This is a genomic window from Pseudomonas sp. A125 (assembly GCF_055409485.1).
This window is the reverse complement of sequence record NZ_JBUZVP010000021.1, coordinates 61,763-77,673: the sequence shown is the minus strand read 5'-3', so window position 1 is coordinate 77,673 and position 15,911 is coordinate 61,763. Positions and strand designations below refer to the sequence as shown.

The 15,911-nt window shown below is 63.9% G+C and carries 11 protein-coding genes; all 11 read left to right on the top strand.

The genetic code is table 11. The features are described 5' to 3' along the window. Positions 1-3: 3 nt before the first annotated feature. The 11 genes from treZ to ACZRN6_RS25050 all read left to right on the top strand — a co-directional run bounded on the left by treZ (position 4) and on the right by ACZRN6_RS25050 (position 15,787). Positions 4-1,755 carry a malto-oligosyltrehalose trehalohydrolase gene (treZ, locus tag ACZRN6_RS25100; protein ID WP_464009122.1) on the top strand — a complete coding sequence of 584 codons (1,752 nt, stop codon included), beginning with the start codon at positions 4-6 and terminating at the stop codon, positions 1,753-1,755. Beyond that, the gene (gene malQ, locus ACZRN6_RS25095; RefSeq protein WP_464009121.1) at positions 1,752-3,836 is read left to right on the top strand and encodes a 4-alpha-glucanotransferase; all 2,085 of its coding nucleotides are present in this window, start codon (positions 1,752-1,754) and stop codon (positions 3,834-3,836) included. The genes treZ and malQ overlap by 4 nt, the downstream gene beginning before the upstream one ends. After that, complete coding sequence (locus ACZRN6_RS25090) at positions 3,833-6,589, top strand: malto-oligosyltrehalose synthase (RefSeq protein WP_464009120.1); 2,757 nt, start codon at positions 3,833-3,835, stop codon at positions 6,587-6,589. Before malQ ends, ACZRN6_RS25090 begins: the two co-directional genes overlap by 4 nt. A 23-nt stretch (positions 6,590-6,612) precedes the next feature. Continuing rightward, a complete protein-coding gene (locus tag ACZRN6_RS25085) occupies positions 6,613-6,861 on the top strand; it encodes a DUF2934 domain-containing protein (protein WP_464009119.1) in 249 nt (82 codons plus the stop codon). A 192-nt stretch (positions 6,862-7,053) separates the two neighbouring features. Continuing rightward, the gene (gene glgX / locus ACZRN6_RS25080) at positions 7,054-9,213 is read left to right on the top strand and encodes a glycogen debranching protein GlgX (protein ID WP_322144921.1); all 2,160 of its coding nucleotides are present in this window, start codon (positions 7,054-7,056) and stop codon (positions 9,211-9,213) included. 1 nt (position 9,214) lies between these two features. Continuing rightward, the gene (locus ACZRN6_RS25075; protein WP_464009118.1) at positions 9,215-10,213 is read left to right on the top strand and encodes an acyl-CoA dehydrogenase; all 999 of its coding nucleotides are present in this window, start codon (positions 9,215-9,217) and stop codon (positions 10,211-10,213) included. After that, complete coding sequence (locus ACZRN6_RS25070) at positions 10,210-10,968, top strand: PIG-L deacetylase family protein (protein WP_464009117.1); 759 nt, start codon at positions 10,210-10,212, stop codon at positions 10,966-10,968. The genes ACZRN6_RS25075 and ACZRN6_RS25070 overlap by 4 nt, the downstream gene beginning before the upstream one ends. After that, the gene (locus tag ACZRN6_RS25065) at positions 10,965-11,564 is read left to right on the top strand and encodes an SAM-dependent methyltransferase (RefSeq protein WP_464009116.1); all 600 of its coding nucleotides are present in this window, start codon (positions 10,965-10,967) and stop codon (positions 11,562-11,564) included. The genes ACZRN6_RS25070 and ACZRN6_RS25065 overlap by 4 nt, the downstream gene beginning before the upstream one ends. After that, on the top strand, positions 11,561-12,220 hold the full coding sequence (locus tag ACZRN6_RS25060; protein ID WP_322144917.1) for a glycosyltransferase family 2 protein: 660 nt from the start codon (positions 11,561-11,563) through the stop codon (positions 12,218-12,220). Before ACZRN6_RS25065 ends, ACZRN6_RS25060 begins: the two co-directional genes overlap by 4 nt. Positions 12,221-12,407: 187 nt before the next feature. Continuing rightward, positions 12,408-13,169 carry a PIG-L deacetylase family protein gene (locus ACZRN6_RS25055; RefSeq protein WP_322144916.1) on the top strand — a complete coding sequence of 254 codons (762 nt, stop codon included), beginning with the start codon at positions 12,408-12,410 and terminating at the stop codon, positions 13,167-13,169. A 110-nt stretch (positions 13,170-13,279) separates the two neighbouring features. Beyond that, the gene (locus ACZRN6_RS25050) at positions 13,280-15,787 is read left to right on the top strand and encodes an autotransporter family protein (RefSeq protein ID WP_464009115.1); all 2,508 of its coding nucleotides are present in this window, start codon (positions 13,280-13,282) and stop codon (positions 15,785-15,787) included. Positions 15,788-15,911: the final 124 nt, after the last annotated feature.

Below are 15,911 nucleotides of genomic sequence, written 5' to 3'. Positions count from 1 at the left end.
TAGATGCCGTCAAGGACTCTGGAAACCTGGCCCCACGGCGCGATCATGCTGGATGCGGAACACACCCGTTTCGCCTTGTGGGCGCCAGACGCGTTTTATGTCAGCGTTGAATTTGAGGAAGGTAAATCGGTAGCGATGCTGCCCCAGGCCGATGGTTGGTTTGTGGTGCAGTTGCAGTGCCCGCCGGGCACCCGCTACCGCTACAACATCGACGGTGAACAGGACGTTCCCGACCCGGCTTCCCGGGCACAGGCCACGGATGTTCACGGTTTCAGCGTGGTGGTCGACCCGCTGGCCTATCAGTGGCGTCACAGCCACTGGCAAGGCCGGCCTTGGCACGAAGCCGTGATCTACGAGCTGCATGTGGGCGTGCTGGGGGGCTACGCCGAGGTCGAGAAACAACTGCCGCGCCTTGCAGAGCTGGGTGTCACCGCCATTGAGCTGATGCCCATCGCGCAGTTCCCCGGTGAACGCAACTGGGGCTACGACGGGGTTCTGCCCTACGCTCCCCAATCCTCCTACGGTTCGCCCGAGCAGCTTAAACAGCTGATCGACAGCGCGCACCATTATGGCCTCGCGGTGATCCTCGATGTGGTCTACAACCACTTCGGCCCCGACGGCAACTACCTCGGCACCTACGCCAAGGGCTTCTTTCGCGAAGATGTGCACACGCCCTGGGGCGCCGGCATCGACTTCGATCGCCGTGAAGTCCGGGATTTCTTCATCGACAATGCGTTGATGTGGCTGCTGGAATACCGCTTCGACGGCCTGCGCCTGGACGCCGTGCACGCGATCAACGACCCTGGGTTCCTTGAAGAGTTGGCCGCGCGCGTGCGCCAGCAAGTTGACCAGGTGCGCCACGTGTGGCTGGTGCTGGAAAACGAATTCAACCAGGCCAGCCTGCTGGAACGCAGTTTCGATGCACAGTGGAACGATGACGGCCACAACGCCCTGCACGTGCTGCTGACCGGCGAAACCGACGCCTATTACACCGACTTCGCCGAAGACCCCACCGCCAAACTCGCCCGCTGCCTGAGTGAAGGCTTTATCTACCAGGGCCACACCACGCGCCATGGCCACTCGCGCGGCGAGCCCAGCGGCCACTTGCCGCCCAGCGCATTCGTGCTGTTTTTGCAAAACCACGACCAGATCGGCAACCGTGCCCTGGGCGAGCGCCTGCATCAGTTGTGTTCGCCGCAGGCCTTGAGCGCCGCAACGACCCTGTTGTTGATGTCGCCGATGATCCCACTGATATTCATGGGTGACGAAGTCAACGCCGAGGAACCGTTTCTGTTCTTCACCGACCACCACGGTGAACTGGCCGAGGCAGTACGCGAAGGCCGGCGCAACGAGTTTGCCGACTTTGCCGCCTTCAGCGACCCCGAACGCCGCGAGCGCATTCCCGACCCCAACTCGCTGCAAACCTTCCGCCGCTCGGCACCCGCCCTCGCCGACTGTGGCGACTCGCAGCTTTATCGCCACCTGCTGGGCCTGCGCCACCAGCATATCGTGCCGCACCTACCGGGCAGCGTAGCCCTGGGTGCGCAAGTGCTGGCGGCGGGCGCGGTCACGGCGCGCTGGCGCCTGGGCAACGGCAGCCTGTTGCAGATCGACCTCAACCTGAGCGCCGATTCTCTGAACTACCCGGCCGCCGAGCACCTCCTATTTGTGACGCAGGCCAGTGGAGCCGAACAACTCGCTCCGTTCAGCGCCCGCGTCAGCCTGACCTATTCCCCTGTTGGAGAGCACCCTTGAGCGACGCGCAATTGGAAATACTCGCCAGCCGAGCGGGCCTGGCCGTCGATTGGATCGACGCTAACGGCCGCCCGCAACATGTCAAACCCGACGCACTGCGCGCCGTGCTCAAAGGCCTGGGCCACCCGGCCGACACCGATGCCGCCATCGAAGCCAGCCTGCTGGACCTCGAACGCGTGCAGCAAGACAAGCACCTGCCACCGCTGATGACCGTCGACAGCGGCGCCGGCCTGGACCTGGCGCGCTACTTCGCCCCCGGCACGCCGTGCCAGGTTCATCTTGAAGACGCGAGCGTACTGGACCTGAAGCTGGACGATGACGCCGTGTTGGCCGGATCAATCCCGGTCGGCTACCAGCAGGTACACATTGCCGACCAGCATTTTACCCTGGCCGTGGCACCGACCCACTGCTACACCGTCGCTGAGGCGGTTGACACCCAAACCGCCCGCGCCTGGGGCCTCAGCGCCCAACTGTATGCCCTGCGGCGCGACGGCGACGGTGGTTTTGGCGACACCCAGGCCTTGGAACAACTGGCCCGCGCCGCCGCCGAACGCGGCGCCGATGCCCTGGCCATCAGCCCGATGCACGCGATGTTCAGCGCCGACACCGAGCGCTACAGCCCGTATTCGCCGTCCAGCCGCCTGTTCCTCAACAGTTTGTACGCGTCCCCCGGCTGCATCCTCGGCGAACGTGCGGTGCAAAGCGCTATCGAAGCCAGCGGCCTGGCAAACGAACTGAATGACCTTGAACAACAAACCCTGATCGACTGGCCGGCCGCCGCCAAAGCCAAGCAACGCCTGTTGCGTACCCTGTATGAAGACTTCCGCCAGGGCGACCACCCGCAACACGCCGACTTCCTGAGTTTCCGCCAGGCCGGCGGCGAAGCCTTGGAAAACCACTGCCGTTTCGAAGCCGTGCAGGCCGAGCGTGCGGCCAGTGGCGAGAGCCTCGACTGGCGCCACTGGCCCGAGGATTGGCACAGCCCGCAAAGCCCGGCACTCGTGCAATTTGCCGAAGCCAATCGGGAAGAAATCGGCTTCTACGCCTTCAGCCAATGGCTGATCGCCCGTTGCCTGGAACGCGCGCAACAAGCGGCGCGCGGCAGCGGCATGGGCGTTGGCCTGATCGCCGACCTCGCCGTGGGCGCCGACGGCGGCGGCAGCCAGGCCTGGAGCCGCCAGGACGAACTGTTGGCAGAACTCACCGTGGGTGCGCCGCCCGACATTCTCAACCGCGCAGGCCAAGGCTGGGGCATCTCCGCCTTTTCCCCCGAAGGCCTCAAACGCAATGGCTTTCGCGCCTTTATCGAAATGCTGCGGGCCAACTTCGCGCATGCCGGCGGCTTGCGCATCGACCATGTGATGGGCCTGCAACGCCTGTGGGTGATCCCGATGGACGCCTCACCGCGTGAAGGCGCCTACCTGTATTACCCGGTGGATGACCTGCTGCGCCTGCTGGCGCTGGAATCGAGCCGCCACCAGGCGATCGTCCTCGGCGAAGACCTCGGTACCGTGCCCGACGGCCTGCGGGAAAAACTCATCGCCCGCTCGATCCTCGGCATGCGCGTGCTGCTGTTCGAGCAAGACCACGACGGCCAGTTCAAGCCGATCCTGGATTGGCCGGACAACGCGCTGGCCACCACCAGCACCCACGACCTGCCGACCCTCAACGGCTGGTGGCACAGCCGTGACATCGACTGGAATATCCAGCTCGGGCTGATCGATGCGCCCACCGTCGAGCAATGGAGCGAGCACCGCCTGCGGGAACGCCAGGCGCTGCGCCAGGCCTTGAGCCAGGACCCGCAGAACTTCACCGACGAAATCCGCAACGAAACCGACCACGTCATCGATGCCAGCGTGCGCTACCTGGGCCATACCCGTGCGCCATTAGTATTGCTGCCGCTGGAAGATGCGCTGGGCGTTGAAGAACAGGCCAACCTGCCCGGCACTACCGACACCCACCCAAACTGGCGGCGTCGCCTGACGGGCGATGCAACGACCCTGCTCGATGATGAAAACGCCGCCCGTCGCCTTGAGCTGCTGGCCGTGGCGCGCCTCCAGGCTCACGAGCGTGACCGATGAAGGCACTGACCCTGCGCGCCACCCAGCGCCTGCAATTTCACAAAGGCTTTACCCTCGACGACGCGGTGCCGCTGGTGCCGTACTTCGCCGAACTGGGCATCAGCCACCTCTACGCCTCGCCGCTGTTGAGCGCCCGCGCCGGCTCGATGCACGGCTATGACGTGGTCGACCCCACCAGCGTCAACCCCGAGCTGGGGGGCGAGCCTGCCCTGCGCCGGTTGGTCGCGGCCCTGCGCGAACACGAGATGGGGCTGATCCTGGATATCGTCTCCAACCACATGGCCGTTGGCGGTGCCGATAATCCCTGGTGGCTGGACCTGTTGGAGTGGGGCCGGTTGAGTCCCTACAGCGAGTTCTTCGACATTCAATGGCACTCGCCAGACCCGCTGCTCAAGGGCCAGTTGCTGATGCCGTTCCTCGGCAGCGATTACGGCGAAGCCCTGCAATCTGGCGCGCTGGCGCTGCGCTTTGACCCGCAACACGCCAGCTTCTACGTCGAGCATTACGAACATCGCTTCCCGATTTGCCCACGGGAATACGGTGAGCTGGTGCCTATCAAGGCCCTGGCCGACCGTTTCAGCAGCCTGGCCTACCAGCCGGACGCCTACCTCCAGGCCACCATGCTGAAACAGGAGCTGATCGAGGCCGCCCGCGATCCCGAAACCCTCAAGGCCATCGAAGATAACCTGAGCCTCTACGACGCGCGCCAGCCTGAAGGGTTTGCCCGGCTGCACAATCTGCTGGAACAACAAAGCTATCGCCTGGCCAGCTGGCGCACGGCGGCAGACGATATCAACTGGCGGCGGTTCTTCGACGTCAACGAGCTGGGCGGCCTGCGGGTGGAACGCAGCGCGGTGTTCGAGGCCACCCATGGCAAGATCTTCCAGTTGATCAGCGAAGGCCTGATTGACGGCCTGCGCATCGACCATATCGACGGCCTCGCCGACCCGCGCGGTTACTGCCGCAAGTTGCGCCGCCGCGTGGACTCCCTGGCGGGCGGGCGGCACTTGCCGATCTTCGTCGAGAAGATCCTCGGCGAAGGCGAAACCTTGCGCGAAGACTGGCGCGTAGACGGCACCACCGGCTACGAATTCATGAACCAGCTGTCGCTGCTGCAACATGATCCGGCAGGTTTCGAACCGCTGGCCGCGTTATGGAGCCGCCACACCGAGCGCCCGTCTGCGTTTATCGAAGAAGCCTGGCTGGCGCGCCAGCAAATCCTCAACGGCTCCCTGGCCGGCGACTTTGAAAGCGTGGCCCAGGCGCTGCTGCAGGTGGCCCGGGACGATGTAATGAGCCGTGACCTGACCCTGGGCGCCATTCGCCGCGCGTTGCAGGAGCTGATCGTGCACTTCCCGGTATACCGCACCTACATCAGCGCCCGAGGCCGCAGCGAACTGGACGATGTATTTTTCCTGCAAGCCCTGGCTGGTGCCCGCAGCACCTTGAGCGAAGGCGACTGGCCGGTGCTCGACTACCTGGAAAAATGGCTCGGTGGCCAACCCTGGCGCGACCGCCCGTTAGGCCGCAAACGCAAAATGCTCAAGCACGCCTGCGTGCGCTTCCAGCAACTGACTTCACCGGCGGCGGCCAAGGCGGTGGAAGACACCGCGTTCTATCGCTCGGGGGTGTTGCTCTCGCGCAATGACGTAGGCTTCAGCACCGAACAATTCAGTGCGCCGCTGGAGGACTTCCATGCGGTCAACCAGCAGCGCCTGCGCACCTTTCCCGACAACCTGCTGGCCACCGCCACCCACGACCACAAGCGCGGCGAAGACACCCGGGCGCGCCTGGCCGTGCTCAGCGAATGCGCCGACTGGTACGCCGAACAGGTGGAGCAATGGCGCACCCTCGCCGCCCGCCTGCGCAGCGATGCCGACACTCCATCCGCGGGCGACGAGTTGATCCTCTATCAGGTGCTGTTGGGCAGTTGGCCGCTGGACCTGCATCGCGACGATGCCAAGGGCCTGGCGGGCTATCACCAGCGCCTCTGGCAGTGGCAACAAAAAGCCCTGCGCGAAGCCAAGCTGCACAGCAGTTGGAGCGCGCCCAACGAACTGTATGAACAAGGTGTGGAAGCATTCCTGTCACGGCTGCTGCTGGAAGATTCAGGCCAGGCGCTGCGCAACGCCATCGGCGAGGCTGCCCAAGCCATCGCCCCGGCTGGCGCGCTCAATGGGCTGGCGCAATCCTTGCTTCGCCTCACCGTGCCGGGCGTGCCGGACCTGTATCAGGGCGATGAGTTCTGGGACTTCACGCTGGTAGACCCTGATAACCGCCGGCCGGTGGACTTTCACGCCCGCGAACAGGGGCTGCACACGCCGGCGGATATCGGCGAGCTGATGTTCAACTGGCATGACGGGCGCATCAAACAAGCGCTGATCGGCCAGGTGCTGGCGCTGCGCAAACTGCATCCGCACCTGTTTCGCCAAGGCACTTACGAACCTCTGGAGGTGGTGGGTGAACACGCCGGGCGAGTGGTCGCCTTCTACCGCGAACACGAGGGCAAACAGTTGCTGGTGGTGGTGCCGCGCTGGCCTCACCCGTTGCTTGAAAACGGGGTATACCCGCTGATCAACGCGCAGATTTGGGGCGATACGCGGGTCAAATTACCGTTCGCCGCTCCAACCCGAAATTGGAAGGGACTTTTCCGAACAGGCGCAGTCACACCAAACAAGGAGCTCATGATCAGCGCTGCCCTGGGGGATTTCCCGGTCAATGTCTTTATCAATCCTGATGATCAAGAAAGCTGAAATTTTCTGTGAGGAGCATTGCGATGAGTACTGAAGACAAACGCATACGCGAACTGGCGCATCAGATCTGGGAGTCTGAAGGGAAACCCCACGGCGAGGACGCGCGACACTGGGAGATGGCGCGCAAACTGGCGGAAGCCGAGGCGCTGACGCCTTCCAAGCCAAAGGCTGCCGCCAAGCCCAAAGCCGCGCCGAAACCCAAGGGCGCAGCAGCGCCGGCCAAGCCTGTTGCCGACAAAAAACCCAAGGCGCCGCGCAAGCCCGCCAGCTGACAAAGGCCCCTTGTGGGAGCGGGCTTGCCCGCGATGGTGGCGGCACATTCAACATCGATGTCGCCAGGTACTCCGCCATCGCAGGCAAGCCAGCTCCCACAGGGGAAACCGCATCCAATTCAAGATTTTCATCTGGCTTCACGCCGGCATAGCCCCGTTCGGCCCGGAAAAACCCTTTGCAGGAGCACCTCAATGAGCAAACCCAACAAGCCCAAATCGACGCCGGAAAACGAGCCGTCGCGGATTCGTGAAGGTTTGCCCTTCCCCCTCGGCGCGACCTGGGACGGTCTTGGGGTCAACTTTGCGCTGTTCTCGGCCAACGCCACCAAAGTCGAACTATGCATTTTCGACGACAGCGGTGAAGTCGAACTGGAACGTATCGAGCTGCCCGAATACACCGACGAGACCTTTCACGGCTATTTGCCCGACGCCCACCCGGGGCTGATTTACGGCTATCGCGTGTACGGTCCTTATGACCCCGCCAACGGTCATCGCTTCAACCACAACAAATTGCTGATCGACCCCTACGCCAAACAGCTGGTGGGCGAACTCAAATGGTCCGAGGCACTGTTTGGCTACACCATCGGGCACCCCGACGCCGACCTCAGTTTCGACGAACGCGACAGCGCGCCCTTCGTGCCCAAATGCAAGGTCATCGACCCGGCTCACACCTGGGGCAACGACCAGCCGGTGCGCACGCCGTGGGATCGCACAATCATTTATGAAACCCACTTGCGCGGCATCACCATGCGCCACCCTTCGGTGCCGGAAGAAGTGCGGGGCACCTGCGCCGGGCTGATGGTCGACGATGTGCTCAAGCACATTCGCCAACTGGGCGTATCGTCGGTGGAACTGCTGCCGGTACACGCCTTCGTCAACGACCAGCACCTGCTGCAAAAAGGCATGACCAACTACTGGGGCTACAACAGCATCGCCTTCTTTGCCCCCGACCCTCGCTACCTGGCCAGCGGCAAGATCGCCGAGTTCAAGGAGATGGTCGCGCACCTGCATGAAGCCAAGCTGGAAGTGATTCTGGACGTGGTCTACAACCACACCGCCGAAGGCAACGAGCAAGGCCCGACCCTGTCCATGCGCGGCATCGACAACGCCTCGTACTACCGCCTCATGCCCGACGACAAGCGCTTCTACATCAACGATTCCGGCACCGGCAACACCCTCGACCTGAGCCATCCGTGCGTGCTGCAAATGGTCACCGACTCGTTGCGCTACTGGGCCACCGAAATGCACGTCGACGGGTTCCGCTTCGACCTGGCAACCATTCTCGGCCGCTACCGCGACGGTTTCGACGAGCGTCACAGCTTCCTCGTGGCCTGCCGCCAGGACCCGGTACTGCGCCAGGTGAAAATGATTGCCGAGCCCTGGGACTGCGGCCCCGGTGGCTATCAGGTCGGTGGTTTCCCGCCGGGCTGGGTGGAATGGAACGACCGTTTTCGCGACACCGTGCGCTCGTTCTGGAAAGGCGACGACGGCCAGTTGGCGGATTTTGCCGGGCGCATGACCGCCTCCGGCGAGATGTTCAACCAGCGCGGTCGCAGGCCCTACAGCTCGGTGAACTTCATCACCGCCCACGACGGTTTCACCCTGCACGACCTGGTGTCGTACAACGACAAGCACAACGAAGCCAATGACGAGAACAACCAGGACGGCAGCAACAACAACCTGTCCTGGAACCACGGTGTCGAAGGCCCCACCGACGACCCGGAAATCAACGCATTGCGCTTGCGCCAGATGCGCAATTTCTTCGCCACCCTGTTGCTCGCCCAAGGCACCCCGATGCTGGTGGCCGGCGACGAGTTCGCCCGCACCCAGCACGGCAATAACAACGCCTACTGCCAGGACAGCGAGATCGGCTGGATCAACTGGGATCTGGACGAAGACGGCAAGGCCCTGCTCAAGTTCGTCAAGCGCTTGATCAAGCTGCGCCTGGCCTACCCGATCCTGCGGCGCGGACGCTTCCTGGTGGGCGACTACAACGAAGACATCGGCGTCAAGGACGTCACCTGGCTTGCGCCAAGCGGTGATGAAATGACCATCGAGCAATGGCAAGACAGCCACGGGCGCTGCCTGGGCATGTTGATGGATGGCCGCGCCCAGGAAACCGGGATTCGCCGCCCGGGGGCCGATGCCACGTTATTGCTGGTGGTCAACGCTCACCACGACATGGTCAATTTCCGCCTGCCACCAGTGCCGGATGGCGGCTTCTGGACCTGCATGCTCGACACCAACCAGCCGTCGGTGCGAGGCCAGGAGCGCTTCGATTTCGATCACGAGTACGCCGTCACCGGGCGCTCGTTATTGTTGTTTGAATTGCAGCATGAGGACGAGGTGTGAAATGGCTCTGCATGGATTTCTTCGCGGCTACCGGGAATACCCGGACACCCGGGCCCTTGGCGCTGCGCTGAGGGCACTGGTGGAGGAAGGCCTGGACCAACTGCCCCTGCCGGGCAGCGGGCAGACCCTGGAACGCTTCAGCCGGCTGGCACAAGTGGCCGGCCATGATCTGCGGTTGTGCAAGTTATACGAAGGCCACACCGACGCATTGGCGATTATCGCCGAACTCGACAGCCCCTTGCCGCCAGTGGGCAGCACGTGGGGTATGTGGGCGGCCGAGCCGCCAACGGCCAGGGTGCGGATTCGCCGCGACGGCCAGCGCTTGCGGCTGGAGGGTCGCAAGGCCTGGTGCTCGGGCGCCGCGGTGGTCAGCCACGGGTTGCTCACTGCATGGGATGAAGAGGAGCGCCAGCAACTGGTTGCAGTGGCTATGCATCAGCCTGGAGTGACCGTCACCGATGACGGTTGGGCGGCGGTTGGCATGGCGGCCACAGGCAGCGTTGAGGTGCAGTTCAGCGACGCGATTGGCCTGGCCATCGGCGGGCCGGGGGACTACCTGGCACGCCCGGGTTTCTGGCAGGGCGGCATCGGTATCGCAGCGTGCTGGTACGGTGCGGCCCAACGCCTGGCCGAACCCTTGCGCGAGCAGTGCGGCAAACGCCCGGAACCCCACGCACTGGCCCATTTGGGCAGCGTCGACAGCACCTTGCACAGTGCGGCCTGCGTGCTGCGTGACAGCGCCACGCACATCGACCGGCACCCCAAGGCGAATGCCCAATTGCTCGCGCAACAGGTTCGCGCCTGCATCGAGGAAACAGTCGACCAGGTGATCCATCACGTCGGGCGAGCATTAGGCGCGGGCCCGTATTGCAAAGACCCGCACTTTGCGCAGCTGATGGCCGACTTGCCGGTGTACCTGCGGCAAAGTCACGCCGAACGCGACCTGGCCGCCCTCGGTCAACACGTCGCCGATGAGCGCCCAGGGAGGTGGGAACTGTGAAAGCCAATCCGATTGTTGGCCAGGGCACGCCGTTGCACCTGTGGCAAAGCTCGTCGCGACTGGCCGAGTTGCCTTGCGTGAGCATTGCCGAGCTGGTGCCCGAGGGCAGCCGTGCGGTGATCATTGCGCCCCACCCGGACGATGAAGTGCTGGGATGCGGTGGCCTGCTGCAAGGCCTCGCCGCCCTTGACCGCCCAATGTTGCTGATCTCTGTCACCGATGGCAGCGCCAGCCACCCGGGTTCCCGCCGCTGGCCGGTGGAACGCTTGAGCGTCGTGCGCCCGCAGGAATCGGCGCAAGCCCTGCATCGCCTGGGGTTGCCGCTGCACAGCCTTAAATGGCTGAGGGCCGGGTTCCGCGACAGCCAGGTAGCTGCCGGGGAAGAAGAACTGGCTCGGTTCATAGAACGCTACCTCAAGCCAGGTGACGTGGTCTTTACTACGTGGCGCGAAGACGGCCATTGCGACCATGAGGCCGTGGGCCGTGCCAGCGCCAAGGCTGCCCGGGCTGCGGGCGCCACCTTGCTGGAGCTGCCTGTGTGGACCTGGCACTGGGCAACCCCCGAAGACAGCCAGGTGCCTTGGGCGCGTGCGCGCAAAATCCTCCTGTCACCCGAAGTGGTCGCCCGCAAGCGCCACGCCATCCACGCGTTCGCCAGCCAACTGGAAGGCGACCCGCAGATCGGCCTGCCGCCGGTGCTCGCCCCGTATGTGCTGGAGCGCCTGCTGCAACCTTTTGAAGTGGTGTTTGTATGAGCGTCGCCACGCCTTACTTCGACCAGCTGTTTGCGGGTAACGACGACCCCTGGGCCTTTCGCCAACGCTGGTACGAGCAGCGCAAGCGTGCCCTGACCCTGGCGCTGCTGACCCGGCCACGTTACGCATCGATCTTTGAACCCGGCTGCGCCAATGGTGAACTGAGCTTCGAGCTGGCCGCACGCTGCGACCGCCTGCTGTGCTGTGACACGGCGCAGGCGGCGGTTTGCCTGGCGCAGACACGGCTACGCGATTTCAGCCATGCCACGGTGCAGCAGAGCCGCCTGCCGGAGCAGTGGCCCAACGAGAGCTTCGAGCTGATTGTACTCAGCGAGCTGTGCTACTACCTGGACCCGAACGACTTCGACCAACTGATCGATCGCGCCCTCGCCTCCCTGACGCCGGGCGGGCAGCTCCTCGCCTGCCATTGGCGCCCGCCCATCGAAGGCTGCCCGCAAACGGCAGAAATGGTGCACGCACGCCTCGACCAGCGCCTGGGCATGGCGCATCTGGCGCACCACCACGAAAGTGATTTTTTACTGGACCTGTGGAGCCTCGATGGCGCCACGGTCGCGACCCAGGAGGGACTGCGATGATTGGCATCCTGATACCCGTGCATAACGAAGAGTCATTGCTGCCTGACTGCCTGAAAGCGGCGATGGTCGCGGCGAGCCATCCGGGGCTGCTGGGGGAGGAGGTACAGATTCTGACGGTGCTCGACAGTTGCAGTGATCGCAGCGCATTGATCGCCCGGGAGTACCAGGTACACAGCCTGGAAGTGCAGGTGCGCAACGTGGGGCACGTGCGCGGCGTGGGCGCACGGCACTTGCTCAACAATGGCGCCCGCTGGATTTCCTGCACCGACGCCGACAGCCGCGTCGCCCCCGATTGGCTGGTAGCGCAGCTGGCACTGGGGGTGGATGCGGTGTGCGGCACGGTGACGGTCGATGCCTGGAGCGAGGGTTTCGACCCGGCAGCGCAAATCCGCTATCACCAGGCCTACGAGGCGCGGGACGGGCACCGGCATATTCATGGCGCCAACCTGGGTATCAGCGCCAGTGCTTATGTGCGGGCCGGTGGGTTCGAGCCGTTGCCGTGTCATGAGGATGTGGAACTGGTGCGTCAACTGGAACGCTGCGGGGCTTCGATTGCCTGGAGCCATTCGCCCCAAGTGATCACCAGCGCACGTCTGGATTGCCGCGCCCAAGGCGGTTTTGGTGACTATCTGAAGAGCCTGATGCAGGCCTCCTGAAAAAATTGCGACATCCGGCTGTGTAAAAGCGACGATTCGTAACTATCATCAATATTCCTTGCACGGCAATCCAGGGTTGGAATGCCGTTGCGCTGCGAGTGTCCGTACAGGCCGCTCGTGTACCAACAAGAGCCGTCCCGTCAACGGGGTACGGCCTGCATCACCGATGAACAAGGACGTGACACTCATGAAGCCTGCACCGTTAATCGACACCCGCCGGGGCCCCGCGCAAATCTGGAACAGCGCCCCGCAACTCGCGCAAATCCCCGCCATTAATCCCGCAACCCTGGTGCCCGAAGGCAGCCGCGTGGTGATCATCGCCCCGCATCCCGGCGACGAAGTGATCGCCTGTGGCGGGTTGCTGCAATTGTTCAGCACCCTTGAATACTCCCTGCAACTGATCTCCATCACCGACGGCAGCGCCAGCCATCCCGGCTCGACCGTGTGGCCGGCCAAGCGCCTGAGCGTGGTGCGCCCCCAGGAAAGTGTCGAAGCCCTGCGCCGCCTGGGCGTGCCCCTGCACAGCCTGAAATGGATTCGCGGCGGCTTTGCCGACAACGCCCTGGCCGCGCGGGAACAGCAGATGAGCCAGTTCATTGCACGTTACCTGCAACCTGGCGATGTGGTGTTTACCACTTGGCGCAACGACGGCAAGGCCGACCACGACGCCGTGGGCCGCGCCGCCGCCAAAGCCTGCGGGCTCAAAGGCGTGCACCTGCATGAGTTGCCGATCTGGGCGTGGCACTGGCCTGTACGGGAGACCGCCGCAATTCCCTGGCAGCGCGCACGCCGGGTACGGCTCGACACCTGGAGCGTTGCCCGCAAGCTGCATGCAGCGCACGCCTATGCCAGCCAATTGGCGGGCGACCCGGAAATCGGCCTGGCGCCGCTATTGGCGCAGGTACTGCTGGAGCGGATGCGCGAACCCTATGAGATTGTGTTTCTGTAGCGACCTGCCTACTCGTCTGTACCTGTTACTTTTCACAGTAGCGACGCTTTCAACGCGGCGCTAAGGTGAGTGAGTGCGCTTGGCGCAAAGGCGTCCAGCGAGGGCAGATCATGACCGCACGGTTTGCAACCCTGATGCACTTGGGTGTCATATCTTCGGCCTTGCTGGCGGGATGGCCGCTGGTTGCATTCGCTGACTGCGTGCTGACCCCCACCGCCGGCGATGACACGTTCACCTGCGCCAGCGCCAGCAGCCCGGGCGTCGTCGACACTGCCGGCAACAACACACTGCTGTTTCCCTCCCTCGGCACGGGCGTGATCAATGGCGACGTGACGTTCGGGCCCGGCCGCGACCTGGTAACCATGAGCTCGGGCACCATCGAGGGCACGGTGAACATGGGGGACGGCGCCAATATCTTCCAACTGTTCGGCGCCACGGTGACTGGCAACATCCTCCAGGGCACCGGCAACGGCATCATCCAGATCAGCCAGGGCAGCGCCGGGGCGGTGATCCAGGGGCTGGGCAACAATAATTTTTCCATGAGCGGCGGCACCATCGCCTCCGAGACCCAGGGCGATGGCGACAACGAGGCGAACCTGAGTACCGGCCATATCATCGGCAACATGACCGCCGGGGATGGCAACAACAGCCTCACCGTGTCCAATGGCAGCGTTGGCGGCAAGATCAACGTTGGCAACGGCGACAACCGGATACTCATCAAGGGTGGCGATATTGCCCAGGGGATCTTTACCGGCAATGGCAACAATGAATTCACCTGGAACACCGCCGGGCTGATCCACGGCCCGATTGTGACCGGCAGCGGTTCCGACCGAGCGTTCCTCGACAACCTGACGCAAACCACCTTGTCATCCACGCCCCTGCTGGATGGCGGCCTGGGCAACGACGCTCTGACGTTCGACAACACCAAATCCGCCACGCCGCAGCGCTACGTCAACTGGGAAACCGTGACCCTCAACAATGGCTCGGTATTCACCCTGGGCAGCGGCACGTTCACCCTCGGCGACGCCGGTACCCGCACCGGGACCATGGACATCAACGTCGGTACGCTGCTGGTCACCCAGGGCAGCATCAGCCCGTTTACCGCCGGCCAGCTCGTCACCGTGAACAACGCAGGCCTGATCGACATGACTAACACCAGCGCCACCGACAGCCTCACCCTCCACGGCAACTACATCGGCAACAACGCACGCCTGGCCTTGCAAAGCGTGCTGGCCGGCGACGGTTCACCCAGCGACAAGCTGATCGTCAGTCAGGGCACGATCCTGGGCAGCACGGCCATCACCATCACCAACCTTGGCGGTGCCGGCGGCCAGACTGTGCAGAACGGCATCCAGGTGGTGCAGGCCATCAATGGCGCCACCGGCAGTGACCTGGCCTTTTCCCTGCCGAACGGTTCGGTCTCGGCCGGGGCCTTCGAGTACTACCTGTACAAGGGCGGCGTCACGCCGGGCACCGCGCAAAACTGGTACTTGCGCTCATCCGTTGAAGCACCGCCATTGCCCAACCCCGAAGGCCCGCCCTCCGGGATTTTCCCGCCGACGCCCCCAGACCCCGCGAACCCGCCCGTGGGAATCTTGCCGCCGGTGCCCGCCGACGGCACCCCTGACCTGCCGGGCATCTTCCCGGGCGAAGCCCCTATTCCGATCTACCGCCCGGAAGTGGCGGACTACTCGGTGTTATTCCCCGCCGTGCAGCAAATGGTCCAGGGCATGTTGAGCACGTATCACGAGCGCATGGGCGACCAGAGCCAGCCGCCACAGAACGGCGCGATACCGGCGGGCTGGGCCCGGGTATTTGGCAGCAGCACGCGCCAGTCGTTTTCCGGCACCGTCAGCCCGAGCCTGGACAGTTCGCTGTCGGGCTTCCAGGTGGGCACGGATCTCTACGCCTGGACCTCGGACAATGGCCTGACCCAACAAGTGGGGTTCTTTGTCGGTCATAGCCGCTTGAGCGGGAATGTGGAGGGGTTTTCCGGCGGTTTCCAGAACACCGACACCGGTAACATCACCTTGCGCGCCGACAGCCTGGGCACCTACTGGACCCTGATCGACGCCAACCGCGCCTACCTGGACCTGGTGTTGATGGGCACCCGGTTCGACGGCCACGACGAATCCAGCCGGGGCGTAAAATTGCAGACCAAGGGGCACAACGTCGCGGGCTCCGCGGAGGTCGGCATGCCTTTCACGGTTTCCGAGCATTGGGAGGTGGAGCCCCAGGCCCAGGTGATCATCGACCGCAGCTGGCTGGACAGCCAGAACGATGGCATGTCGGCGATCTCGTTCAAGGCCGACACCCGCGTCACCACTCGCCTCGGGGTTCGCGTGCGGGGCGACTACAAGGTCGGCAGGATGCCGCTACAGCCTTATGTGCGGGCCAATGTGTGGCATGCCGGTGCCGGGACCGACACCGTCACCTTCAATGCGTCGACGGACATCAACACCGACCAGCAATCCACCACGCTCGACCTGAGCACCGGGGCGGCGCTGCAGGTTTCGACTGCGGTGAAGGTGTATGGCGAGCTGGGATACAGCCGGAATCTGGCCAGCAACCCGCTTAACGGGCGGGAAGGCACGATTGGCGTGAAGGTTGATTTCTAGGCCACAGCACCCTCCAACTGTGGGAGCCGGGCTTGCCCGCGATGCCGGCACTTGGGTCTTTCAGCTAGACCGAAGTGATGCTATCGCAGGCAAGCCAGCTCCCACATTTGATCTTCATCCTCTG

What these genes read in the sequence shown, in the direction of transcription:
- ACZRN6_RS25085 (WP_464009119.1), top strand. Translation starts at nt 6,613, where the DNA reads ATGAGTACTGAAGACAAACGCATACGCGAACTGGCGCATCAGATCTGG.
- ACZRN6_RS25060 (WP_322144917.1), top strand. Translation starts at nt 11,561, where the DNA reads ATGATTGGCATCCTGATACCCGTGCATAACGAAGAGTCATTGCTGCCT.
- glgX (WP_322144921.1), top strand. Translation starts at nt 7,054, where the DNA reads ATGAGCAAACCCAACAAGCCCAAATCGACGCCGGAAAACGAGCCGTCG.
- ACZRN6_RS25065 (WP_464009116.1), top strand. Translation starts at nt 10,965, where the DNA reads ATGAGCGTCGCCACGCCTTACTTCGACCAGCTGTTTGCGGGTAACGAC.
- ACZRN6_RS25075 (WP_464009118.1), top strand. Translation starts at nt 9,215, where the DNA reads ATGGCTCTGCATGGATTTCTTCGCGGCTACCGGGAATACCCGGACACC.
- ACZRN6_RS25090 (WP_464009120.1), top strand. Translation starts at nt 3,833, where the DNA reads ATGAAGGCACTGACCCTGCGCGCCACCCAGCGCCTGCAATTTCACAAA.
- treZ (WP_464009122.1), top strand. Translation starts at nt 4, where the DNA reads ATGCCGTCAAGGACTCTGGAAACCTGGCCCCACGGCGCGATCATGCTG.
- ACZRN6_RS25050 (WP_464009115.1), top strand. Translation starts at nt 13,280, where the DNA reads ATGACCGCACGGTTTGCAACCCTGATGCACTTGGGTGTCATATCTTCG.
- ACZRN6_RS25055 (WP_322144916.1), top strand. Translation starts at nt 12,408, where the DNA reads ATGAAGCCTGCACCGTTAATCGACACCCGCCGGGGCCCCGCGCAAATC.